Annotated in this window: 16 protein-coding genes and 2 tRNA genes; 9 read left to right on the forward strand and 9 right to left on the reverse strand. The window is 73.1% G+C overall.

Annotated features, from left to right (window positions below; translation table 11 throughout):
• Positions 1-2 precede the first annotated feature (2 nt).
• The 5 genes from ACFV4P_RS26020 to ACFV4P_RS26040 all read left to right on the forward strand — a co-directional run bounded on the left by ACFV4P_RS26020 (position 3) and on the right by ACFV4P_RS26040 (position 3,177).
• On the forward strand, positions 3-1,394 hold the full coding sequence (locus tag ACFV4P_RS26020) for an AAA domain-containing protein (protein ID WP_380475014.1): 1,392 nt from the start codon (positions 3-5) through the stop codon (positions 1,392-1,394).
• Positions 1,395-1,534: 140 nt separating this feature from the next.
• Positions 1,535-1,942 carry a hypothetical protein gene (locus tag ACFV4P_RS26025; RefSeq protein ID WP_241844552.1) on the forward strand — a complete coding sequence of 136 codons (408 nt, stop codon included), beginning with the start codon at positions 1,535-1,537 and terminating at the stop codon, positions 1,940-1,942.
• 126 nt (positions 1,943-2,068) lie between these two features.
• On the forward strand, positions 2,069-2,614 hold the full coding sequence (locus ACFV4P_RS26030) for a bifunctional DNA primase/polymerase (protein ID WP_380475016.1): 546 nt from the start codon (positions 2,069-2,071) through the stop codon (positions 2,612-2,614).
• An 87-nt stretch (positions 2,615-2,701) separates the two neighbouring features.
• Positions 2,702-2,775, forward strand: a tRNA-Lys gene (locus ACFV4P_RS26035).
• A 105-nt stretch (positions 2,776-2,880) separates the two neighbouring features.
• On the forward strand, positions 2,881-3,177 hold the full coding sequence (locus ACFV4P_RS26040; protein ID WP_380475018.1) for a hypothetical protein: 297 nt from the start codon (positions 2,881-2,883) through the stop codon (positions 3,175-3,177).
• Here ACFV4P_RS26040 and ACFV4P_RS26045 read toward each other — a convergent pair whose 3' ends face one another.
• From ACFV4P_RS26045 to ACFV4P_RS26055, 3 genes are read right to left on the reverse strand one after another with little or no spacing between them, the layout of a single operon-like run.
• Entirely contained in the window at positions 3,178-3,795 is a 618-nt protein-coding gene (locus ACFV4P_RS26045) for a lactate utilization protein C (protein WP_380475020.1), read from the reverse strand.
• The gene (locus ACFV4P_RS26050) at positions 3,792-5,225 is read right to left on the reverse strand and encodes a lactate utilization protein B (RefSeq protein ID WP_380475022.1); all 1,434 of its coding nucleotides are present in this window, start codon (positions 5,223-5,225) and stop codon (positions 3,792-3,794) included. The genes ACFV4P_RS26045 and ACFV4P_RS26050 overlap by 4 nt, the downstream gene beginning before the upstream one ends.
• Positions 5,222-6,004: a (Fe-S)-binding protein gene (locus ACFV4P_RS26055; RefSeq protein ID WP_380475024.1), complete on the reverse strand. Its 783-nt coding sequence runs from the start codon at positions 6,002-6,004 to the stop codon at positions 5,222-5,224. Before ACFV4P_RS26055 ends, ACFV4P_RS26050 begins: the two co-directional genes overlap by 4 nt.
• Before the next feature lie 59 nt (positions 6,005-6,063).
• Between ACFV4P_RS26055 and ACFV4P_RS26060 the strand changes: the two genes are divergently transcribed.
• The gene (locus ACFV4P_RS26060; RefSeq protein WP_380475026.1) at positions 6,064-6,732 is read left to right on the forward strand and encodes a GntR family transcriptional regulator; all 669 of its coding nucleotides are present in this window, start codon (positions 6,064-6,066) and stop codon (positions 6,730-6,732) included.
• 58 nt (positions 6,733-6,790) lie between these two features.
• On the opposite strand, the gene pgi is transcribed toward ACFV4P_RS26060, so the two are convergent.
• Complete coding sequence (gene pgi / locus ACFV4P_RS26065) at positions 6,791-8,455, reverse strand: glucose-6-phosphate isomerase (RefSeq protein ID WP_380475028.1); 1,665 nt, start codon at positions 8,453-8,455, stop codon at positions 6,791-6,793.
• Positions 8,456-8,627: 172 nt separating this feature from the next.
• Positions 8,628-10,208, reverse strand: coding sequence for a Na+/H+ antiporter (locus ACFV4P_RS26070; RefSeq protein ID WP_380475030.1), 1,581 nt, complete (start codon positions 10,206-10,208; stop codon positions 8,628-8,630).
• Positions 10,209-10,319: 111 nt separating this feature from the next.
• On the opposite strand from ACFV4P_RS26070, the gene ACFV4P_RS26075 reads away from it, so the two are divergent.
• Positions 10,320-10,393, forward strand: a tRNA-Lys gene (locus ACFV4P_RS26075).
• 65 nt (positions 10,394-10,458) lie between these two features.
• Here the strand turns inward: ACFV4P_RS26075 and ACFV4P_RS26080 are convergent.
• Both ACFV4P_RS26080 and ACFV4P_RS26085 read right to left on the reverse strand, forming a co-directional pair.
• The gene (locus ACFV4P_RS26080; RefSeq protein ID WP_380475032.1) at positions 10,459-10,839 is read right to left on the reverse strand and encodes a VOC family protein; all 381 of its coding nucleotides are present in this window, start codon (positions 10,837-10,839) and stop codon (positions 10,459-10,461) included.
• A 126-nt stretch (positions 10,840-10,965) separates the two neighbouring features.
• Entirely contained in the window at positions 10,966-12,633 is a 1,668-nt protein-coding gene (locus tag ACFV4P_RS26085; protein WP_380475034.1) for a chitinase, read from the reverse strand.
• A gap of 245 nt (positions 12,634-12,878) precedes the next feature.
• Here ACFV4P_RS26085 and ACFV4P_RS26090 point away from each other — a divergent pair, with 245 nt between their 5' ends.
• On the forward strand, positions 12,879-16,091 hold the full coding sequence (locus ACFV4P_RS26090) for a S41 family peptidase (protein WP_380475036.1): 3,213 nt from the start codon (positions 12,879-12,881) through the stop codon (positions 16,089-16,091).
• A 61-nt stretch (positions 16,092-16,152) separates the two neighbouring features.
• On the opposite strand, the gene ACFV4P_RS26095 is transcribed toward ACFV4P_RS26090, so the two are convergent.
• Positions 16,153-16,362: a hypothetical protein gene (locus ACFV4P_RS26095; protein WP_073815222.1), complete on the reverse strand. Its 210-nt coding sequence runs from the start codon at positions 16,360-16,362 to the stop codon at positions 16,153-16,155.
• A 325-nt stretch (positions 16,363-16,687) separates the two neighbouring features.
• Here ACFV4P_RS26095 and adhE point away from each other — a divergent pair, with 325 nt between their 5' ends.
• Entirely contained in the window at positions 16,688-19,246 is a 2,559-nt protein-coding gene (gene adhE, locus ACFV4P_RS26100; protein WP_380475038.1) for a bifunctional acetaldehyde-CoA/alcohol dehydrogenase, read from the forward strand.
• A 111-nt stretch (positions 19,247-19,357) separates the two neighbouring features.
• Here the strand turns inward: adhE and ACFV4P_RS26105 are convergent, their stop codons facing one another.
• Positions 19,358-21,409: a phosphocholine-specific phospholipase C gene (locus ACFV4P_RS26105; protein ID WP_380475040.1), complete on the reverse strand. Its 2,052-nt coding sequence runs from the start codon at positions 21,407-21,409 to the stop codon at positions 19,358-19,360.
• Positions 21,410-21,505: the final 96 nt, after the last annotated feature.

Here is a 21,505-nt window from a genome sequence, read left to right on the forward strand (position 1 = left end):
GGATGAGTTTCTCTGGAGAGCTGGTGACCAACCCCCTGGACGCTGCGGGCGCGTTGCCGCCGGGCGAGGCGGCGGACCGGGCCGTGGCGGGGATCCTGGACGCGGTGGTGCGGCCGCGTCCGGGTGCGCCGCGCGGGGTGGTGGTGGATTCGCCGCCGGGCGCGGGCAAGTCGACGCTGGTGGTGCGGGCGGCCCGGGAGCTGGTGGATGCGGGCGAGCGGCTGATGATCGTCGCGCAGACCAACAGCCAGGTGGACGACCTGGTGGACCGGTTGGCGTCGAAGGCCCCGGAGATGTCGATCGGCCGGCTGCACGCGAGCGATGCGAAGCCGGCGCCGGAGGCGTTGCGGCATGCGAACGTCACGGCGAAGGACAAGGTCGCGGACCTGCTGGAGCAGGACGTGGTGATCTCCACGGCGGCGAAGTGGCAATGGGTGAAGGCCGAGCAGCCGTGGCGGCAGGCGATCGTCGACGAGGCGTACCAGATGCGGTCGGACGCGCTGCTGGCGGTGGCCCGGCTGTTCGAGCGGGCGCTGTTCGTCGGTGATCCGGGGCAGTTGGACCCGTTCACGGTGGTGGGCACGGACCAGTGGGCGGGTCTGTCGTACGACCCGTCGAGTTCGGCGGTGGTGACGCTGCTGGCGCACAATCCGGCGATCCGGCCGCACCGGTTGCCGGTGTCGTGGCGGCTGCCGGCGTCGGCGGCGCCGTTGATCTCCTCGGCGTTCTACCCGTACACGCCGTTCCGTTCGGGCACCGGCCCGGGTGAGCGGACGCTGCGTCCGGGGGTGCGGGCGGACGGTTCGGCGGTGGACGCGGCGATCGACGAGGCCGCGGAGAGCGGTTGGGCGTTGCTGGAGCTGCCGGCCCGGCACACGGTGCGGACGGACGCGCAGGCGGTGGCGGCGGTGGCGCAGACGGTGCGGCGGCTGCTGGACCGGGAGTTGACGGCGGTCTCGGAGCAGGGTTCGGCGCCGTTGACGGCGGGCCGGGTGGCGGTGGGGACGGCGCACCGGGACCAGGCGGCGGCGGTGCGGGCGGAGCTGGCGCGGCTGGGGGTGCCGGTGGATCCGGCGCTGGGCGAGGCGGTGACGGTGGACACCGCGAACCGCTTGCAGGGCCGGGAGTACGACGTGACGGTGGTGCTGCATCCGTTGTCGGGGCGTCCGGATGCGACGGCGTTCCATCTGGAGACGGGCCGGCTGTGCGTGCTGGCGTCGCGGCACCGGCATGCGTGCATCGTGGTGGCGCGGGCGGGCATCGCGGAGCTGTTGGACGAGCATCCGTCGACGGAGCCGGTGCAGCTGGGGGTGGCGGTGAAGTTCCCGGACGGCTGGGAGGCGAACCACGCGGTGCTGGCGCACCTGTCGGAGCACCGGGTGCGCCTGTCCTGATGCGCCCCCGCGCGCGTAGGGCGGCGTGCGCCGGTGGTGGGGAATAGCAGCCGGGGGCGCACCGTTCCGCTACCTGCGGTCGGCGCGCGACAATGGACGGCGGCCGTCTTCCCCTTCACCACCCCCGGAGGTGCCCCGCCATGCCCGACTCGCACCCGCAGGCGTCCGACCAGAGCGGTGCGCCGTCTCCGGCTGCCGTACCGGCCGTGCCGGGGCCTGGCGATCGGGGGCGTCGGATCCGCCCGGCCCAGTTGATCTTCGAACCGGAGGGCACGGAGCCCGAGCCGGAGCGTTTCTTCGACCTGGAGTCGATCGCCGACCCGTCTCGACTGCTGTCGCGTTCCACCGAGTTGGCGTTGGCGTTCCGCGCCGCGGCGGAGCGGGCCACGGACTTCCAGGCGATCGCGGCGGCCCAGCTCGCCGATCCGCGCCGCTTCGACGCGCTGTCGGCCGAGCAGATCGCCGAGCGCGCCGAATGGACGCCCGACTACGCGCTGAAGATGGTCGAGTACGGCCGTACGCTGCAGCGTCGCCTTCCCGAGGAGTAGGCGGCACCCGGAGGCCACCAGGCCGCTGGCATATGCGGCGGGCGATGGTACGCCCTGACCGCCGCCGGTGTCCGGTGAACGCGGGTTTCGCCGCGGGCCCGCGCGCGGCCGGTCCACGCTGGGCGGGTGGACATCTGGACCTATCAGGCCGTCGAGTACGTCAGCGTCGCCGGAGAGGCGTGGCTGGCCTCCGCCAGCGAGTACCCGAGCAGCATGCGCGCACTGTGGGAGGCCCGTCCGTGGGCGCCCGCCGTCCTCCCGTGCGGCCGGGTCTTCGACGTGATCAGCATGCCCGCGGTGTTCGGCCGCCGGGTGCTCGACGAGCTGTGGGCGTCCGGCCCGGGCTGCGGCCCGGTGGCGGCCTTCCGCGGCCGCACCCTGCTGTTCGTGCAGCCCGGCACGGCGGCCCGGCTGCGCACCCTGCTGGCCTGGGAGGAGTGGGCGCGGGACGTCCCGCCACTGCTCTGCCACGGCATCGGCGACGCGGTGACCGTCCCCCCGGTCCAGCGGGCCATGGACTCCGCCGACACCGCCGGCGGCCGTTGGATCGTCGCGCCCGACACCCGCGAGCCCTGGCTGCCGGGCGCCTCCGTGATCCTCTGGGCCGCCGTCCGCGCCGCCCGCGCCCGGGCCCCGCACGAGTCCGGCGACCTGCTGCCGAACCCCTGCTGAACCCCGGGTGCCCGGCATGCGGCGCTCCGGCCGGAAACGGATTTGGGCTCCGGCCCCGGCCGCTGCTAAAGTCTTCCACGTCAGCAAGCGCCGCTAGCTCAGTTGGTTAGAGCAGCTGACTCTTAATCAGCGGGTCCGGGGTTCGAGTCCCTGGCGGCGCACAGACAGTCGAAGGCCCTCCGCGCGAGCGGGGGGCCTTCGTCGTTCCCGCCGCAGGTTGCCGAGGCCGGGCCGGGTGCGCGTAAAGGGCTGCTAATGTCCCGGTCATGGCGTCCGACGACCTGCATTCCGACTGGGCCGCCTGGCTCGACGCCGAGCTCGCCGAGGCCGAGGCGGCCGCGTTGCGCGCCCATCGGCGCGAGGGGATCCAGCGGCGGCTGCGGCGGGTGTTCACGTGGACGGGGGCGGTGACACTGGTGGCCGGCCTGGGGTTCGGGCTGGTGTACACGGCGCAGCACGGCCCGGAGCCGCGTCCGGCGCCGCCGTCCGCTTCGATGGCACCACCGTCCGCTTCGATGCCACCGCCGTCCGCTTCGACGGTGCCGCCCCCGGCGGAGGGCTGATCAGGGCAGCAGGACCACCACGAGTCGGCGTGGTCCGTGGACGCCCTTGACCCGGATCATCTCGATGTCGGCGGTGGCGGACGGCCCGCTGACGAAGGTGAGCGGGCGGGCGGGGTCGAGCACGGCGAGCGCGCCGGGCAGCGCGGAGTGCACCTGTTCGGCGCGGACCACGCACACGTGCAGGTCGGGCAGCAGGGTGGCGGCGCGTCGGCCCTGGCCGGGTCCGCCGTCGAGGACGAGGGTGCCCGATTCGGCAACGGCGGCGGCGCAGGTGGTCAGGACGGCGTCGGTGGCGTCGAGCCGGTCGTTCGTCAGGGGCGGTGCGTCGAACCGCACTTCGCCGTCCCAGCCCGAGGTCCAGCCGTCGGGGAGCCCGGCGGGCGCGACCACGCTGCGGGCGCCGGCGAGTGCCTCCGCCACGGCCGGGCCGGCGTGCTCGGCGTGCAGCACGGTGGCGCCGTACTCCTCCAGCCGTTCGGTGAACAGCGCGAGGACGGCGGGCCGGTCGTGCTCGTCGAGGCCGGGGGCGTGCCGCAGGTGGCGCCGGGGCGGTTCGGGGGCGGGCGGAACGGCGGCGGCGCGGATCCGGCGGAGGATCTCGGTGCGGGCGTCGGTCATTCGGTGGCTCCTTCGGTCCGCTTCCACCAGCTGCGGAAGGACTCGCGGGGGATGTCGGGCAGGGCGCGGCTGTCGGTCCAGCCGCCGAGCGGTCCGGGCAGTCGGATCTTGCGGGGCAGCAGCAGCGGGCCGACGACTCCGATGCCCTTCACCGCGGCCTTCCAGGCGGCCTGGTGGGCCATCACGCTGCCGACGGCGCCCAGCGCGGCGCGTTCGACGGGGTGCTGTCCGCCGTCGGCGACCTGGGCGCGCAGGTCGAGCAGGACGTCGGTGAAGCGGATCCGCACCGGGCAGACGTCGTTGCAGGCGCCGCACAGCGTGGAGGCGTACGGCAGGGACGCGGTCTGCGGGTCGTCGAGGCCCTTGAGCAGCGGGTTGAGGATGGCGCCGATCGGCCCGGGGTAGACGGAGCCGTAGGCGTGGCCGCCGGTGCGCTCGTACACGGGGCAGATGTTCATGCAGGCGCCGCAGCGGATGCAGCGCAGGGCCTGCCGGCCGACGGGGTCGGCGAGGGCGCGGGTGCGGCCGTTGTCGACGAGGACGAGGTGGAAGGCCGCCGGGCCGTCGCCGTCCGTGGTGCCGGTCCAGGTGGAGGTGTAGGGGGCCATCCGTTCGCCGGTGGCGTTGCGGGCGAGCAGTTGCAGGAAGACTTCCAGGTCCTGCCAGCGGGGGACGGTCTTCTCGATGCCGACGACGGAGATCAGGGTGTCGGCGAGGGTCAGGCACATCCGGCCGTTGCCCTCGGATTCGACGACGACCAGGGTGCCGGTCTCGGCGACCAGGAAGTTGGCCCCGGAGACGGCGACCTTCGCGCCGAGGAACTTCTCCCGCAGGTGCAGCCGGGCGGCTTCGGCGAGTTCGGCGGGGTCGTCGGTGAGGCCTTCGGGCGCGGGCCGGCCGTGCCGGCCCATCTCGCGGACGAAGATGTCGCGGATCTCGCTGCGGTTGCGGTGCAGCGCGGGCACCACGACGTGCGAGGGCAGGTCGTCGCCGAGTTGGACGATGGTGGCGGCGAGGTCGGTCTCGCGGGCGTTGATGCCGGCGGCTTCGAGGGCGGCGTCGAGGCCGATCTCCTCGGTGAGCATCGACTTGACCTTGACGATCTCGGTCTCGCCGGTGGCGCGGACCAGGTCGGTGACGATCCGGTTGGCCTCGGCGGCGTCGCGGGCCCAGTGGACGGTGCCGCCGGCGGCGGTGACCTTCTCCTCGACCTGGAGCAGGTACTCCTCCAGGCGGGACAGCACCTGGTCCTTGATCGCGGCGGCGGTGTCCCGCAGCGCCTCCCAGTCGGGGCGCTCGGCGGCCAGCACCGCCCGCTTGCCCCGGATGGTGTGCGTGGCGCGGCGCACGTTCTCCCTCAACTGCCGGTTGCCGACCTCGCGTTCGGCGGCCTCGGGGAACGCGGGCCAGCCCAGGAACGACCTCGTCATCGCACACGCTCCACCACGGGGACGCCGGGCAGCGGCCCGTCCTGTTCGGTCCGGGCCAGGATCTCCGCCAGGTGCAGGGTGCGCACCGGGTCGCCGTCCCTGGTGAGCCGGCCGCCGATGTTCATCAGGCAGGAGTTGTCGACGGCGGCCAGCACGGTCGCCCCGGTCTCCCGTACGTGCCGGGCCTTGTCGCCGTTCATCGCGCCGGAGACCGCGGGGTTCTTCACCGAGAAGGTGCCGCCGAAGCCGCAGCACTCGTCCTGGGCGGGCAGTTCGACGAAGTCGATGCCCTGCACGGCGCGCAGCAGCCGGTAGGGCCGCTCCCCCAGCCCGGTGGCGCGCAGGCTGTGGCAGGTCGGGTGGTAGGTGACCCGGTGCGGGAAGTACGCGCCGACCTCGGTGACGCCCAGCCGGTCGGTCAGGTACTCGGTCAACTCGACGACGCGGGGCGAGATGTCGGCGACGGCGCGGGCCAGGCCGGGGTCGTCGGCGGCGACCAGGGGGTAGGCCTCGGCGGGCATTCCGGCGCAGGACGCCGAGGGCACCACGATCTCCTCGTAGTCGCCGAAGGTGTCCACGAAGTGCCGGGCGAGCTTGGCGGTCTCCTTGCGGTAGCCGGTGTTGAAGTGCATCTGCCCGCAGCAGCTCTGGCCGGGCGGGAAGTCGACCTCGACGCCGAGGCGGCGCAGCAGGGTGACGGCGGCGCGGCCGGTGCCGGGGAACAGGGTGTCGCCCAGGCAGGTCACGAACAGGGCGGTTCGGGGGGCGTTCGGAGGCATGCCCGCCATCATAGATGCAAGCATGGATGCAAGACGGGACGCCGTGGCAGAATGGCGTGGTGACCGACGACCAGCCCACCCCCGCCGCCGCGCACACCGAGCCTGCCCCCGCCGCCGCGCACGCCGAGTCGACCGCCGAACGGGCCTACCACCACGTCCGCACCCGGCTGCTCGACGGCTCCTGGCCGGGCGGCACGCTGCTCTCCGAGGGCGTGGTCGCGATCGAGTTGGGCCTGTCCCGCACCCCCGTCCGGGAGGCGTTCCTGCGCCTGCAGTCGGAGGGTTTCCTGCGGCTGTACCCCAAGCGCGGCGCGCAGGTCGTCCCGATCGCGCCGGGCGAGGCCCGCAACGTGCTGGCCGCCCGGGTGCTGTTCGAGCGTGCCGCCGTGGACGCCCTCGCCGAACGCGGCCCGGACGCCCTGACGGCAGTCGCCGCCGAGCTGCACGCGGCCTGCGAGCACCGCGACCCGCACCCGGTGGAGGCCGGCCGGCACTTCCACCTGACGCTGCTGCGGGCGGCCGGCAACCCCGTCCTGACCTCGCTGTACGAGACCCTGTGGGACCGTCAGACACGCATCTCCGCCGCCGCCACCGCGACGCGCGCGCACGCCGACGAGGACCACGCCGAGCACCGGGCGCTCGCCGACGCCCTCGCCGTCCCGGACCCGGAGCTGGCCCGCGCACTCATCGGCGCGCACGCGGACTCCCTGCTGGCGCGCATCGCTTGAACACGACGAGGGCCCCGGGGGAACGCGGCGTTCCCCCGGGGCCCTCGGCCGTCCGTGCCTACTTGCGGCCGCGCAGCTCGCGGTAGCGGCCGACCAGGGCGGCGGTGGAGGCGTCCAGCGCCTCGCCGCCCTCGCCGGTCAGCAGCACCGGCTCGATCTTCTTGGCGAGGACCTTGCCGAGTTCGACGCCCCACTGGTCGAAGGAGTCGATGTTCCAGATCGCGCCCTGGACGAACACCTTGTGCTCGTAGAGGGCGATCAGCTGGCCGAGCACGTGCGGGGTGAGCTCGTCGGCCAGGATGGTGGTGGTCGGGTGGTTGCCGCGGAAGGTCTTGTGCGGGACCAGCTCGGCGGGCACGCCCTCGGCCGCGACCTCCTCGGCGGTCTTGCCGAACGCCAGCGCCTGGGTCTGCGCGAAGAAGTTGGCCATCAACAGGTCGTGCTGGGCGACCAGGCCGGCCGGCAGGTCGTCGACGGGGCGGGCGAAGCCGAGGAAGTCGGCGGGGATCATCTTGGTGCCCTGGTGCAGCAGCTGGTAGTACGCGTGCTGCCCGTTGGTGCCGGGGGTGCCCCACACCACGGGGCCGGTCTGCCAGCCGACGGGGCGGCCGTCGCGGTCCACCGACTTGCCGTTCGACTCCATGTCGAGCTGCTGGAGGTACGCGGTGAACTTCGACAGGTAGTGCGAGTACGGCAGCACGGCGTGCGCCTGGGCGTCGAAGAACGCGCCGTACCAGACCCCGAGCAGGCCCAGCAGCAGCGGGACGTTCTGCTCGGCGGGCGCGGTCCGGAAGTGCTCGTCGACCAGGCGGAAACCGGCCAGCATCTCCTGGAAGCGCTCGGAGCCGATCGCGATCATCAGCGACAGGCCGATCGCCGAGTCGTACGAGTAGCGGCCGCCCACCCAGTCCCAGAACTCGAACATGTTGGCGGTGTCGATGCCGAAGTCGGCGACGCCCTGCGCATTGGTGGACAGCGCCACGAAGTGCTTGGCGACGGCCTCCTCGCCCGCGCCGAGCTGCTCCAGCAGCCAACTGCGGGCGACGACGGCGTTGGTGATGGTCTCGATGGTGGTGAAGGTCTTCGAGGCGACGATGAACAGCGTCTCGGCGGCGTCCAGGTCGCGCACCGCCTCGTGCAGGTCGGCGCCGTCCACGTTGGAGACGAAACGGACCGTCAGGCCGCGGTCGGTGTAGGAGCGCAGCACCTCGTAGGCCATCGCGGGGCCGAGGTCGGAGCCGCCGATGCCGATGTTGACGACGTTGCGGATCCGCTTGCCGGTGTGGCCGGTCCAGACGCCGGAGCGCACCCGCTCGGAGAAGTCGGCCATCTTGTCGAGGACGGCGTGCACGGCGGGGACGACGTTCTCCCCGTCGACCTCGACGACCGCCTCGCGCGGGGCGCGCAGCGCGGTGTGCAGGACGGCGCGGCCCTCGGTGGTGTTGATCTTCTCGCCGCGGAACATGGCGTCGCGCAACTCGGCGACGCCGGTGGCGGCGGCGAGTTCACGCAGCAGGTCGAGGGTGCGGTCGGTGATCAGGTGCTTCGAGTAGTCGACGAACAGGTCGCCGACCTGGAGGGTGTAGCGGGTGCCCCGGTCGGGGTCGGCGGCGAACAGCTCGCGCAGGTGCTGGTCGCCGAGCTCGGCCCGGTGCTTCCCCAGCGCGGCCCACTGCGGAGTGCGGTCCAGCGGGGTCCGGCCGTTGGCGGTGTTGTCCGACATCGGTTGCTCCTTGCGTCATGCGGGTGCAGATACCGGCTGGTTCCGGCGGGAGGGTGGCGCTGGGGCCGGCGGGTACGGTGCGCGAGCCGGCACCGTCGCCGGCCTTGCCCGGCCCAACCCTATTCCCTGCCGGCCACCCGGCCGGGACATTCGCCCCGCGGTCGACGGACCGTCACTTCCTGGCCGACTGGAGGTCGAGCGCCCGCAGCACGCGGTCCGCGATCTCGGGGTCGGCGCCGGCCTCGCCGCGCGCGATCAGCACCTCGCGGCGGGACGCGGCGATCATCTCCTGCTCGACCGCGAACGCCTGCCGCCACTTCTTGCCGCGGCGCTTCGCCTCCATCGCCTCTTCCTCCTCGTACCGGTCCGGGCAGAGCCGGGCCAGCCGGTCGTGCTGGCGCTCGCGCAGGCGCTCGGTGATCTCCGGCGGCAGCTGGTCCTCCTCCTCCAGCTCGGACAGCCGGTGCAGCCCGGCCTTCGCGGCCCGCCACCACAGGTCGCGGACGGCCTGCTCGTGGGCGTCGTGGTCGCTGTCCAGGCCGAGCAGCTTCACCACGTACGGCAGCGTCAGGCCCTGCACCACCAGGGTGAACAGCACGACGCTGAAGGCGATAAAGATGATCTCGCTGCGGGCCGGGAAGTCCACGCCGCTGTGCAGGGTGAGCGGGATGCCGAGGGCCAGCGCGACGGTGGCGACACCGCGCATCCCGGACCACCACAGCACCACGGTCTCCCGCCAGCTGATCGGGGTGTCCTCCTCGCCGTTGCTGACCCGCTTCGACAGCCAGGCGGCGGGCAGCAGCCACAGCAACCGGACCAGCACCACCACGGCGATCACGATCGCGGTGTCGCCGAGCATGGTGTGCCAGGTGTCCTTGACGTCCCGCAGGACGGTGGACAGCTCCAGGCCGATCAGGCCGAACGCGACGCCGGTGATCAGCGTCTCGACGATCTCCCAGAACGCGTTGCCGACCAGCCGGAACGAGACCTCGTCGGCGTCCGAGGCCCGGTCGGCGAGGTACAGCGCGCAGACCACCACGGCCAGGACGCCCGAACCGTGCAGCTCCTCGGCCAGCGTGTACGCCGCGAACGGCACCAGCAGGTTCAGCGCCACCTGCTGGGTCGGGTCCTCCAGCCGCCCGGCCAGCTTGGCGTTGGCCCAGCCCAGACCGATGCCGACCGCCACCGCGACCACCGCCGACAGCAGGAACCGCAGCAGCGCGTGCCCCACCGAGAGGTCGCCGTCGACCACCGCCTCGATCGCCAGCGAGTACACGACGATCGCGGTGACGTCGTTGAACAGGCCCTCGCTCTCCAGCACCGCGACCAGCCGTCGCGGCAGCCCGACCTCGCCCGCCACCGCGACGGCCGCCACCGGGTCGGGCGGCGAGACCAGCGCGCCGAGCGCGACCGCCGCCGCGAGGGGCGCCGCCGGCACCAGCCACGAGAAGACGCCCGCGACGGCGGTGGTCGTGACGATCACCAGCGCGACGGCGAGCAGCAGGATCGACCGGATGTTGGCCTTGAAGTACCGCACCGAGGAGCGCCGGGCGACCGCGAAGATCAGCGGCGGCAGCACCAGCGGCAGGATGAACTCCGGGTCGATCTCCACGTTCGGAATCTGCGGCACCAGCGCGAACACCAGGCCGACCATCGTCATCAGCACCGGTTGCGGGATCCGGGTCTTCCGGGCCAGCGGCATCGTCACCACTGAGGCGAGCAGCACCAGGAAGAGCAGTGACAGCTGGCCCACGAGGGATCCTCTCGGCTGAAGCGGACGGGCCGCTTCAGCATACGTTCCCACCCCAACCGGACCGATTGTGTGTTTCCGGCGCTGACCAGGTAATGTTCTCTCCGTCAGCACGCGCCGCTAGCTCAGTTGGTTAGAGCAGCTGACTCTTAATCAGCGGGTCCGGGGTTCGAGTCCCTGGCGGCGCACAGACAACCGAAGGCCCCTCGCACTCGCGAGGGGCCTTCGGCGTTCTTCTCCTCTATGACTTCTCTTACTTCGCACGCCGCTCGTTCACGCACAGCACGTTGCCGTCCAGGTCCTTGAACCACGCGGCCCGCATGCCGTCGTTCTCGGCGACACCGTCCAGGGTCTTCAGCCCCGGCAGGTCGTACTCCTCGAACACCACGCCACGACCGCGCAGTTCGGTCATCTCGGCATCCAGGTCGGCGACCTTCCAGCTGGCCAACGTGTGCCCGGCCTGCCCGCCGTACGGCGTCCGGTACATCGAGAACTCACCGCCCCCACACCGGAACACCGCCTCCTCCGCCGTCTCCTGCACCAGCTCCAGCCCCAGCGTGTCCCGGTAGTAGGTCTTCGCCTGCCCGAGGTCGGTCACCGGAATCACCGCACACAACGGCGCATCTCCCAGCATCACCACCACCTCCTCCCCCCAGGCTATTCACCCACCCCGCCCCCGGCGACCGGGTACGAAACCGGTCCGAGTGCCACCGGGGGCGGGGAACTGCGAGGGGGGGCGAACCCAGGGGTGCCTCGGCTGCTACCCGAAGTAGTTGTGGAAGTTCTTCGAGAACTCGTTCCCGTTGTAGTTGTCCCAGTTGATCGACCAGGTCATCAGCCCGCGCAGGTTCGGCTGCTTGCCGGCGCGCGGGGTGTAGGAGCCGCAGCCGGTGCCCTTGGTGAGGCAGTCGAGGGCCTGGTTGACGACGGCCGGGGCGACGTAGCCGTTGCCCGCGTAGGTGTTGGCGGGCATGCCGATGGCGACCTGGGAGGGCTTGAGGGGCGGGAACATGTTGGCGGTGTTGCCGGCCACCGGGAAGCCCGCGAGGAGCATGTCGGTCATGGCGATGTGGAAGTCCGCGCCGCCCATGTTGTGGTACTGGTTGTCGAGGCCCATGATCGAGCCCGAGTTGTAGTCCTGGACGTGAAGCAGCGTCAGGTCGTCGCGCAGGCCGTGGATGACCGGCAGGAAGGCCCCGGCGCGCGGGTCCTGGCCGCCCCAGGGGCCCGATCCGTAGTACTGGTAGCCGAGTTGGACGAAGAAGGTCTCCGGCGCCATGGTCAGCTGGAAGTTCGCCCCGTACTTGGCCTTCAGGCTCTTCACGGCCGAGATCAGGTTGGTGATCACTGGCGTGGTCGGGTTCTTGAAGTCGTTGTCGCCGGTGTTGAGCGACAGCGAGTGACCCTCGAAGTCGATGTCGAGGCCGTCCAGGCCCCACTTGTCGATGATCGCGGAGACCGAGGAGACGAAGGCGTCCCGGGCGGCGGTGGTGGTGAGCTGCACCTCGCCGTTCTGGCCGCCGATCGACAGCAGGACCTTCTTGCCCTTGGCCTGCTTGGCGGCGATGGCCGCCTTGAAGTCGGCGTCGGACTCCACGCCGGGGCACTGCGCGACGGGGCACCGGTTGAAGTGGATGTTGCCGGAGGTGATGGAGTCCGGCTCACCGAAGGCGAGGTCGATGATGTCCCAGCTGTCGGGCACGTCGGACATCTTCAGGTACCCGGCCCCGTTGGCGAAGCTCGCGTGCAGGTACCCGACCAGCGCGTGGCTCCCGGCCGGCGGCGGCGTGCTCGGCGAGCCGGACGGACTGGCCGAAGCGGAAGGAGAAGCCGAAGCCGAGGCAGAAGGCGAGGCGGACGCGGAGGCCGACGCCGAGACCGACGGGCTCGGCGAGTTCGGCACCGAGGGAGAGGAGCTCGGCGCGCCCGGCCCGTCCAGGGAGACGTCGTCCGCGTAGTAGGTGCCCTGCCCGTACCAGCCGTGGGTGAAGACGGTGGCGCTGGTCTGGGTGGCGGTGGTGGTGAAGCTGACGGAGAGCTTCTGGTAGGCGCCGCCGGTGCCGGGCGTCCAGGTGGAGGCGCCGCCGTTGACGCCGAGGTAGGTGTACGAGCCGTTGACCCAGGCGCTGAGCGTGTACGTGGTGTTGGGGGCCACGGCGACGGTCTGGGTGCACTGGGCGGTGTCGGTGGCGGAGGCGGCGCCGGCCAGTGCGTAGGTGCCGCTGTGGGCGTGGCCGGTGACGACGCTGCCGGTGCTGCCGGAACAGGTCCAGGGGTTGAGCGTGCCGGTCTCCAGGCCGCCGTTGACGAGGAATTCGCCGGCCGAGGCCGACCCGGCCAGTCCGAAGCTGATCGCTACGGCGCCCGCGGCGGCCACGGCCCAGGCCGTTCCGGCGGCGAGCAGCCGCTTCCTTCGGGGAGTGCGCATGTGGGGATGCTCCTGCCTCTGTGTGGGGGAACGTCCGCCTCCCGCCCGCCGGACTGTGGGGTTTCCGGCCCGGGGCATGCCGCCGCACCGGCACGCACCCTGGGAGTTGGACTAGACCACTGAACCGGCTCGGCCCGCCCCTGTCAATGCACCGGCTACCCTCGCTCCTTGACGACCGATCAGTCGACGGAGACGCACCCGGACCCGCCCGCGTTGCGGCCCCCGGCGCGGGGTCGAACCATGGAGTGGTGCCCGGATATCTGCGTTTCCCCCATGTACGCGACGGTCTGCTCGCCTTCACCGCCGAGGACGACGTCTGGGTCGCGCCGCTCGCCGCGGACGGCGCGGTCGGGCGGGCGTGGCGGGTCAGTGCGGACCGGACCAGGGTGAGCCACCCCCGGCTGTCGCCGGACGGCACGGTGCTGGCGTGGACCAGCTGGTTCGCGCTGACGCCGGAGGTGTTCACCGCGCCGGTGGCGGGCGGCGCGGCCACCCGGCTGACGTTCTGGGGCAGCCAGGACACCCGGGTGCGGGGGTGGCTGCCGAACGGGGAGGTGCTGGCCGTCACCTCGTACCACGAGCCGTTCGCGCACTACACGTGGGCGTGGGAGCTGCCGCCGGACGGCGCGCCGGGGCGGCGGATGCCGTGGGGGCCGGTGGCGGACGCGCAGATGGGGGCGGGGCACACGGTGCTGCTGACGGACGCGGCGCCGCACGAGCCGGCGTTCTGGAAGCGCTACCGGGGCGGCGCGACCGGTCGGCTCTGGGTGGACCACGACCTGCTGCTGCCGGACCTGCCGGGCCACCTGGCCGCGCCGATGCCGGTGGAGACCCCGGCGGGCACCCGGGTGGCGTTCCTGTCCGACCACGAGGGCGTGGGCAACGTGTACTCGGTGCGTCCGGACGGCACCGATCTGCGACGGCACACCGACCATGCGACGTACTACGCGCGGGAGGCCGCCACCGACGGCGCCCGGATCGTCTACCAGCACGCGGGCGACCTGTGGCTGCTGGATTCGCTGGACGCGCCGGCCCCGCGCCGCCTGGAGGTGCCGCTCGGCGGCGCCCGGGCGGGCCGTCGCCCGTACCAGGTGGGCGCGGCGAACAACGTCAAGGATCTGGCCTGCGACGCCACCGGCCGGGCCGGGGTGATCAACGTGCGCGGTTCGCTGTACTGGCTGACCCACCGGGACGGCCCGGCCCGGGTGCTGGCCGACACCCCGGGGGTGCGCTGCCGGCTGCCGCTGGTGCTCGGCTGGGGCGGCCGGGCCGCCTGGGTGACCGACGCGGAGGGCGAGGACGCGATCGAGTTGGCGCACCTGCCGGGCAAGAGCGACCCGGCCCCGCACCGCCGGATCGCGGCGGGCCTGATCGGCCGGGTGCAGGAGCTGTCCGCCGCCCCGGACGGCAGCCGGCTGGCGGTGGCCTGCTCGGACGGCCGGCTGCTGCTGGTGGACACCGCCGAGGGCGGCGTCACGGAGGTCGTCGCGTCCCGGTACGGGCCGGTCTCCAGCCCGTCGTTCTCCCCGGACTCGCAGTGGCTGACCTGGTCGCAGCCGGTCGCGGGCCGGTCGCTGCGCGCCGTGCGGCTGGCCCGGGTGGACCGGCCGGAGCGGGCGATCGACGTCACCGGCGGCCGGTTCGAGGACGAGCATCCGGTGTTCACCCGGGACGGCCGGTTCCTGGTGTTCCTGTCCTGGCGGGGCTTCGACCCGGTGCACGACGTGCACACCGGCGACCTGTCGTTCCCGCTGGGCTGCCGCCCGTACCTGGTGCCGCTGGCCGCCGACACCCCGTCGCCGTTCGCCTCCCCGGCGGAGGGCCGTCCGCCGGTCGGTCTGGACCCGGAGGAGGCCACCGGCGACGGCACGGTGCAGGTGGACGAGGAGGGGCTGAGCAAGCGGCTGGTGCCGTTCCCGGTGATCGCGTCCAAGTATTCGGCGACGGCGGCGGTGCGCGGCGGCGTGGTGTGGCTGCGCTGGCCGATCTCGGGCGCGCTCGGCCAGACCTTCGCCAATCCGGAGGACACCTCGGGCCGCCCGGCGCTGGAGTTCTTCGACCTGGCCCGGGGCCGCCGCAGCACGCTGGTCGAGCAGTTGGACGGTTTCGCGGTGTCGGCGGACGGCTCGGCGGTGTCGGTGTTCTCGGGCGGGGCGCTCAAGCTGTACCTGCTGTCCGCGCCGACCGCGCCGCTCGCCGTGGACCTGCGCCGGATCACCCACACCGTGCATCCGGCCGCCGAGTGGCGGCAGTCCTACTTCGAGGCCGCCCGGATCGTCGCCGACCAGTTCTGGGACCCGGGCATGTGCGGCCTCGACTGGCCCGAACTCACCGACCAGTACGCCCCGTTGCTGGAACGGGTGGCCTCCCCGGACGACTTCGCGGACCTGCTGCGCGAGCTGCTCGGCGAGCTCGGCACCTCGCACGCCTACGTCACCCCGGCGCGGCGCGGCGAGGGCCCGGCGATCGCCCAGCAGCCGCTGGGCCTGCTCGGCGCCAACGCGCACCGCGACCCGGACGGCCGCTGGCTGGTCGACCGGATCCTGCCCGGCGAGTCCTCCGACCCCAAGGCCCGTGCGCCGCTTGCCGGTTACGGCCTGCACGACGGCGACGAGCTGCTCGCCGTGGACGGCCGCCCGCCGGACCCGGTGCGCGGTCCCACGCCGCTGCTCGCCGGGACGGGCGGCACCACGGTGGAGCTGACGGTCCGCCACGGCGAGCGGGTGCGCCGGATCGCCGTCACCCCGCTGACCGACGAGCGGCCCATCCGCTACCAGGACTGGGTGGCCAAACGCCGGCACCTGGTACGGGAGTTCAGCAACGGCGTGTGCGGCTACCTGCACATCCCGGACCTCGGCGGCTCCGGCTGGGCGCAGTTCAACCGCGACCTGCGCTCCGAACTCGCCCGCCCGGCCCTGGTGCTGGACGTCCGCGGCAACGCCGGCGGCAACGTCTCCGAACTGGTCCTGGAGAAGCTCCGCCGCCGGGTCCTGGCCTGGGACTTCACCCGCGGCCGGCAGCCCGTCCGCTGGCCCCGGGACGCGCCGCGCGGCCCGGTGGTCGCGCTCGCCGACCACGCCACCAGCTCCGACGGCGACGTCATCATCAGCGCGATCAAGGCCCTCGACATCGGCCCGGTGGTCGGCACCCGCACCTGGGGCGGCGTGGTCGGCATGACCGGCCGGCACGCGCTCGGCGACGGCAGCCAGATCTCCGTCCCGAAGAACGCGTCCTGGTTCACCGGCGGCGTCGGCTTCTCGGTCGAGAACCGCGGCGTCTCCCCCGACATCGAGGTCGTCCGCACCCCCCGCGACTGGGCGCGCGGCGAGCACACCGACCTCGCCGCGGCCGTCACCCTCGCCCTCGACCTGCTGACCCACACCCCCGCCGCCGCGCCTCCGCCCCCCACCATCGGCCGCCCGAACCTCCGCCGCCCGCCGCTGCCGCCGCGGGCCTGAGGACCGAAAGGCCCAGGGCGAACGCCGGCACCCGGGCGGGCGCCGGCGTTCGCTGTCGCGGTCAGCCCCAGGGGTCTCCCTCGGCCGTCATGTTCTCGGCTGCCTGTCGGTCCTCGCGTTCCTGCCGGACGCGGCGCTCCGCTTCGTCGCGGGCGCGTTCCGCGCGGTCGCCGAAGGCGTCGGCGGCCTCGTCGTGGGCGAGGGCGGCCCGCTCGGCGGGGTCGGCCGCGGGCTCGGCGGGGTGGTTGCGGAACCTGTCGAAGATGCCCATGTCTCCTCCTCGGGTGGGCGTCCCCCCTGCTGTCGCTGCCCCACTTCTCACGGTACGCCGCCCGGTGTGCCGGGAGGGCGTGGACAGTGGGCTCCGACCACCCTCGCACCGGCCCTGCGGGGTCGCACCCGGACGGCCCCGGCTCACCCGCCCGGCGCAGGCCGCCGCCGCGTCGGGGTCGGGGCCGAACTGCCGTGCGCGGCAAGGGAGAAGGCGTCCGCCCGGGGGCCGATCGCGGTGGGCGGGCGTGGCCGCCGCCCGGCCTGCCGCCCGAGGCTGAGGGGGTCAGCCGCCCCGCGGCCGCAGCTTGAGAGGTGAGCGCGCCATGTCCGGTCAGCCGTCCCCCGACGGGAGCACCGACGCCGTCGACGCCCTGGTCCGCAACGGGCACAAGGCCCTGCGGGAGTACGCGGGTCTCACCCAGGAGCGGGTGGACCGGATCGTGAAGAAGGCCGCGCTGGCCGCGCTGGCCGCGCACACCCGGCTGGCGGCGCTGGCCGTCGAGGAGACCGGGCGCGGAGTGTTCGAGGACAAGGCGGTGAAGAACGTCCTCGCCTGCGAGCACGTCACGCACTCGCTGGCGGGGATGCGGACGGTCGGGGTGATCGCCCGGGACGACATCGAGGGGATCGTGGAGATCGCCGAGCCGGTGGGCGTGCTGGCGGCGCTGACCCCGGCGACCGACCCGACCTCGACCACCGTCTTCAAGGCGCTGATCGCGTTGAAGACCCGCAATCCGATCGTGTTCGCGTTCCACCCGTCGGCGCAGCGCTGTTCGGCGGAGGCGGCCCGGGCCGTGCGGGACGCGGCGATCGCGGCGGGCGCCCCGGCGCACTGCGTGCAGTGGATCGACGCCCCGTCGGCGGCGGCGACGGACGCGCTGATGCGGCACGACGGGGTGGCGACGATCCTCGTCACGGGCGCGGACCGGCTGGTGCGGGCGGCGTACTCGTGCGGGAAGCCGGCCCTGGGGGCGGTCGCGGGCACGGTGCCGGCGTACCTGGAGCGGACCGCGGACCTGCGGCGCGCGGTGAACGACATCGTGCTGTCGAAGTCCTTCGACAACGGGATGGTCTGCGCCGCCGAGCAGGCGGTGATCCTGGACGAGGAGGTGTACGAGGCGGCGCTGGCGGAGTTCCGGACCTTGCGGGCGCACCTGGCGGACCCCGCCGAGACGGCCCTGCTGGAGCAGCAACTGTTCGACAGTGAAGGCGACTTGAGGGTGGAGCTGGTCGGCCGGTCGGCGGCGGAGGTGGCGCGGGCGGCGGGCTTCGAGGTACCGGAGGACACCTCGGTGCTCCTGGCGGAGGTCGACGGGGTCGGCCCGCTGACCGGGCCGAAGCCCTGCCCGGTGCTGGCGGTGCTGCGGGTCCGGTCGCGGGCGCAGGGCGTCCGTCTGGCGGCGGAGCTGGTGGAGCTGCGCGGTCCGGGGCAGTCGGCGGTGGTGCACACCGAGGACGCGGCGTTCGCGGAGGAGTTCGGCGCGGGGGTGCGGGCGGGCCGGATCGTCTGGAACGCGCCGGGTTCGCACGGCGGCATCGGCGACGTGTACAACGCCTTCCTGCCCGCGGTGTCGGGGAACGTCTCGGCGCCGCATCTGATCGGCGTGCGGCGGATCGGGCGGCGCAACACCAACATGCAGTGGTTCAAGGTCCCGCCGAAGATCTTCTTCGAGCGCGGCTCGCTCCGGTACCTGGCGGACCTGCACGGCGCCCGCCGGGTGGTGGTGGTCACCGACCGGGCGATGGTGGAGGTCGGCCACCTGGAGCGGGTCCGGGAGGTGCTGCGCCGGCGGGCGGAGCCGGTGGAGGTGCGGGTGGTGGACTCGGTGGAGCCGGAGCCGAGCGTGGCGACGGTGGAGCGGGGCGCGGAGCTGCTGCGCGAGTTCCGGCCGGACACCGTGGTGGCGCTGGGCGGCACCGGGCCGATGGACGCGGCGAAGGTGATGTGGCTGCTGTACGAGCACCCGGGGGTGGAGTTCGCGGACCTGACGGAGAAGTTCTTCGACATCCGCAAGCGCGCCTTCACCTTCCCCGACCTGGGCGAGAAGGCGCGGCTGGTGTGCGTGCCGACCACCTCGGGCTCCGGCAGCGAGGTCACCCCGTTCGCGGTGGTCACCGACCCGGAGACCGGCCGGCGGTACCCGCTGGCGGACTACGCGCTGACCCCGACGGTGGCGATCGTGGACCCGGCGCTGACCGGCGACCTGCCGGCGGCGGTGACGGCGGACTCCGGTTTCGACGCGCTGACGCACTGCGTGGAGACGTACGTGTCGGTGTACGCCAACGACTTCACCGACGGGCTGGCGCTTCAGGGCGTCCGGCTGGTCTTCGAGAACCTGCCCGCGGCGGTGCACGACGGCCCGGCCGACCCGGTGGCGCGGGAGCGGATGCACAACGCGGGGACGATCGCGGGCATGGCGTTCGGCTCGGCGTTCCTGGGCGCGGTGCACGCGATGGCGCACACCCTGGGCGCGACCTTCCACGTGCCGCACGGGCGGGCGAACGCGCTGCTGCTGCCGCACGTGATCCGCTGGAACGGCTCGGCCCCGGCCCGGGTGAGCAGCTGGCCGAAGTACCGCAGCTACGTGGCCCCGGAGCGCTACCGGCAGATCGCCCGCACCCTGGGTCTGCCCGCCGACTCCGCCGAGCAGGGCGTGGAGTCGCTGGCCCTCGCGGTGGAGGAGCTGCGCGAGCGGGTCGGCATCCCCCGCTCGTTCAAGGAGGCGGGGGTGGACGAGGCGGCGTTCCTGGCGGGCCTGGAGCAGCAGGCGATGAACGCGTTCGAGGACCAGTGCGCGCCGGCCAATCCGCGGCTGCCGATGCTGCGGGACCTGCGGCGGCTGATGACGCTGGCCTACTACGGCGACGACCGGGCGGTGTGACGGCCGGGGCCGCGTCGAACCGCCCGGGGCCTGTCCGTCCGCCGGCACCCCGGCGCCGGGCCGTGCGCGACGTCTCCGCCGCACCCGGCCCGCACGCGGGGCGCCGGGCGGTCAGCCGGAGATCGAGGCGGCGCCGGTCTCCAGGTGGCCGGTGAAGCGCTGCGACCAGGCGGCGTCGCCGCTGACCGTCACGGTGAAGTCGTACCAGCCGTTGGTGTAGGCGGCCGCGTTGAACCAGTCGCTGACGCTGCCTCCGGCGGGGACCTGGTAGCTCCAGGGGCCGTCGGTGCGGTAGTTGGTGGAGGTGATGGTGAACGTCACCGGCGCGGTGCCGGTGTTGGCGAGTTGGAACCAGATCGCGAGCCTGCCGGTGTCGGGCGCGGGCGCGTACGTCGCGGTGACGGCGGCGTTCCGGCCGGCGGCGGTGGTGTCGCCGGTGAAGCGGCGCAGGAAGCGGTTGGGGCCGATCACCGTCAGGTCGTACTTGCCGGAGCCGTAGCCGGTGCCGCAGTTGAAGAAGTCGCTGGTCGCCGCGCCCGCGTCCACGGTGTACTGCCAGGGGCCGCCGGAGCGGTAGGCGTTGGCGTAGGCCGCGAAGTGGCTGGTGGCGGTGCCCTGGTTGGACATCGCGATCCAGACCTTGGTCACGCCGCCGGAGCCGAACTCCAGGTGGTCCAGGTTCGCCACCGGCTGGTACGGCAGGGCACGCGCCGGACGGGTGCCGGCCTCCTGCGCGGGCAGCTGGTTGTTGACGGGCGCCGGGTTCGGCAGCGGGCCGCAGGCGGCCAGGCCGATGGTGCCCGAGGTGTCGGGCAGTGCGGGCATCCCGTACACCGGGTTGGCGAAGTCGAACAGTCCGGTCAGGTCGCCGCACACCTTCCGCCGCCATGCCGAGATGTTCACGCAGGTCGCGGGCTTGCCCTGGGCGGCCGTCCACTTCTCCAGGAAGCGCAGCACCGAGGTGTGGTCGAAGGTCTCCGAGGACACCCACCCGCCCCGGCTCCACGGCGAGACGGCGAGCATCGGGACGCGGAAGCCGAGGCCGATGTTGACGCCGCTGTAGAACTCCCCGGCGGTTCCGGCGGGCGCGGCCGGCGGCGGGACGTGGTCGAAGAAGCCGTCGTTCTCGTCGTAGTTGACGAACAGGATCGAGGAGTTGAAGACGTCCGGGTTCGCGTTCAGCGCGTCCATGACGTTGTGCACGAAGTGCGCGCCGTCGGCGGGCGTGGCGTACGGGTGCTCCGAGGACGCCTGGTCCGGCACGATCCACGACACCTGCGGCAGCGTGCCCGCCACCACGTCCGCGCGGATCGCCGCCACGATGTCGTCCGGCGTCCGGTTGGTGGCCTTGGGGACGGAGCCCATGCCCTTCACGGCGAGCGCGCTGCCCGCCGGGGCCGAGGAGAACTGGGTGAAGTACGCCAAGGCGTTGTCGCCGTAGTTGTCGGACGCGTTCTGGTAGACCTTCCAGCTCACCCCCGCGTTCTCCAGCGCCTCCGCGTAGGTCTGCCAGCGCAGGCCCGACTCGTCGCCGCCGTCGTAGGCCGGGCCGCCCGCCGCGCCCGACGGGTCGATCTGGCCGGACCAGTGGTAGGTGCGGTTGGGGCCGGTCGCCGACAGCACCGAGCAGTGGTAGGCGTCGCAGACCGTCCAGTTGTCGGCCAGTGCGAAGTGGAACGGGATGTCCGACCTGGTCAGGTACCCGAGCGTGCGGACGTTGCCCTTGGCCGCCACCCAGGAGTCCAACTTGCCGCTGTTCCACGCCCGGTGCTGGTCCGACCAGGCGTGCGAGAGGTCGCCGTTGCACTGCGCGAGGCGCTCCGGGTCCGCGCCGCCGGCCGGCTTGGTGGCGCTGAACTGCCACGGGTACTGGCGTCCCAGCAGGTTCGGCTGGTTGAACACGCTGTAGCCGCCGGATATCTGGATCGCCGAGCGGTCCGCGAAGCCGCGCACGCCCTTGAGCGTCCCGAAGTAGTGGTCGAAGCTCCGGTTCTCCTGCATCAGGATCACCACGTGCTTCGCGTCCGTGATCGTCCCCGTGGTGCCCGCCGGCGCCGCGACGGCCGGGGCCGCGCCGCCCCCGACCACCGACCCGGCCACCGCCGCACCGGCCGCCGCACTCGCCGACAGCGCCATGAACTTCCTGCGACTCAGCTCTGCCATTTCGACCCGCCCTGCCCTTCGGCTGCTGATGATGTTGTTCAGACACCTGGTGTCCGAACGCCGAGCATCCTCACGCAGCCGAGGGCGACATGGCCA

It is taken from the genome of Kitasatospora sp. NPDC059795, from assembly GCF_042732175.1.
In the GTDB taxonomy this organism is placed as follows: Bacteria; Actinomycetota; Actinomycetes; order Streptomycetales; family Streptomycetaceae; genus Kitasatospora.

What these genes read in the sequence shown, in the direction of transcription:
- ACFV4P_RS26020 (WP_380475014.1), top strand. Translation starts at nt 3, where the DNA reads ATGAGTTTCTCTGGAGAGCTGGTGACCAACCCCCTGGACGCTGCGGGC.
- ACFV4P_RS26025 (WP_241844552.1), top strand. Translation starts at nt 1,535, where the DNA reads ATGCCCGACTCGCACCCGCAGGCGTCCGACCAGAGCGGTGCGCCGTCT.
- ACFV4P_RS26040 (WP_380475018.1), top strand. Translation starts at nt 2,881, where the DNA reads ATGGCGTCCGACGACCTGCATTCCGACTGGGCCGCCTGGCTCGACGCC.
- ACFV4P_RS26045 (WP_380475020.1), bottom strand. Translation starts at nt 3,795, where the DNA reads ATGACCGACGCCCGCACCGAGATCCTCCGCCGGATCCGCGCCGCCGCC.
- ACFV4P_RS26050 (WP_380475022.1), bottom strand. Translation starts at nt 5,225, where the DNA reads ATGACGAGGTCGTTCCTGGGCTGGCCCGCGTTCCCCGAGGCCGCCGAA.
- ACFV4P_RS26055 (WP_380475024.1), bottom strand. Translation starts at nt 6,004, where the DNA reads ATGCCTCCGAACGCCCCCCGAACCGCCCTGTTCGTGACCTGCCTGGGC.
- pgi (WP_380475028.1), bottom strand. Translation starts at nt 8,455, where the DNA reads ATGTCGGACAACACCGCCAACGGCCGGACCCCGCTGGACCGCACTCCG.
- ACFV4P_RS26080 (WP_380475032.1), bottom strand. Translation starts at nt 10,839, where the DNA reads ATGCTGGGAGATGCGCCGTTGTGTGCGGTGATTCCGGTGACCGACCTC.
- ACFV4P_RS26085 (WP_380475034.1), bottom strand. Translation starts at nt 12,633, where the DNA reads ATGCGCACTCCCCGAAGGAAGCGGCTGCTCGCCGCCGGAACGGCCTGG.
- ACFV4P_RS26095 (WP_073815222.1), bottom strand. Translation starts at nt 16,362, where the DNA reads ATGGGCATCTTCGACAGGTTCCGCAACCACCCCGCCGAGCCCGCGGCC.
- adhE (WP_380475038.1), top strand. Translation starts at nt 16,688, where the DNA reads ATGTCCGGTCAGCCGTCCCCCGACGGGAGCACCGACGCCGTCGACGCC.
- ACFV4P_RS26105 (WP_380475040.1), bottom strand. Translation starts at nt 21,409, where the DNA reads ATGGCAGAGCTGAGTCGCAGGAAGTTCATGGCGCTGTCGGCGAGTGCG.